At 54.5% G+C, this 863-nt stretch carries 1 protein-coding gene; it reads right to left on the reverse strand.

Annotated features, from left to right (window positions below; all coding sequences use genetic code 11):
- Window positions 1-235 precede the first annotated feature (235 nt).
- Complete coding sequence (locus QTL94_RS22065; RefSeq protein WP_289803100.1) at window positions 236-781, reverse strand: restriction endonuclease subunit S; 546 nt, start codon at window positions 779-781, stop codon at window positions 236-238.
- Window positions 782-863 lie beyond the last annotated feature (82 nt).

An 863-nucleotide genomic window follows, 5' to 3' on the forward strand; every position in this document is an offset into this window, starting at 1 on the left:
TCCATCCGCCGCCAAAAGCCGGATGGTCAGATGAAATCTGAGGGGGGTCAAAATTGGACGCCGATTACCCCGCCAAGGGGGTTAAATTTGCACGCCGAAACACAGTCTCCGCACAAGTCGCGCTGCCGCCTTCTGTCAATCGTCGAGCATCTGTCGAATAGTGCTTTCTCCGGTCCCGACGTCGGCCACTTAGCGCGCCTTGCTACGCGTTCTTTTTTGCGGCGTCATAGACGGACTAAATTCCGTCTAGCGCGCCCTTTATAAGCCCATCCATCTTCGCGGAAGTGTTGCCGTTCTCGGCTTCCAGGCGCTCGCGCAGTTCAATTGAGAGCCTGACTCCATCCACAATGTCTGCCATGTGAGAACGATTGTCGGCCACAGGAACAAGAATATTGCGGATGTGTTCTGGTTCCAGATGCTGTTGGACGGCGCCATATTCGTTCCTAGACATCTGGTCTTGCGCATACTTTGACTGAAGGTAAGCGAAGATATAAAAGCGTAGTTCTTCGTCCTCCACGCGAACGCGTATCAAGTCGTCACTTACGATCACGTTGTGGAGTCGTCGGGTGATGTAGGCGACCCGACCAATCGTTCCTGAACGAGTTATCACGATATCACCACGGCGGACCCTGATTGCGGCGATCATACGCAACTGGTTCGCCGATGCCTTGCTGACATCGATCAGCTTCGCGCTATCTCCCTTTTCTTGAAGTACAGCAGACGGTGTTAGATATGGCTCGACGTTGGGGCCAGGCTCGTTGACCTTGCCCCCAAGTTTTATCCAGTTTTAAGTTCGCTCCGGCGGTTTTGGGTTGCTGTATTTGGGGCGGTAGCGGCGGGTTGTGGTGCGGAGCCATTCCGGC

Origin of the sequence: Rhizobium sp. S96 (genome assembly GCF_030382195.1) — a bacterium.
In the GTDB taxonomy this organism is placed as follows: domain Bacteria; phylum Pseudomonadota; class Alphaproteobacteria; order Rhizobiales; family Rhizobiaceae; genus Rhizobium.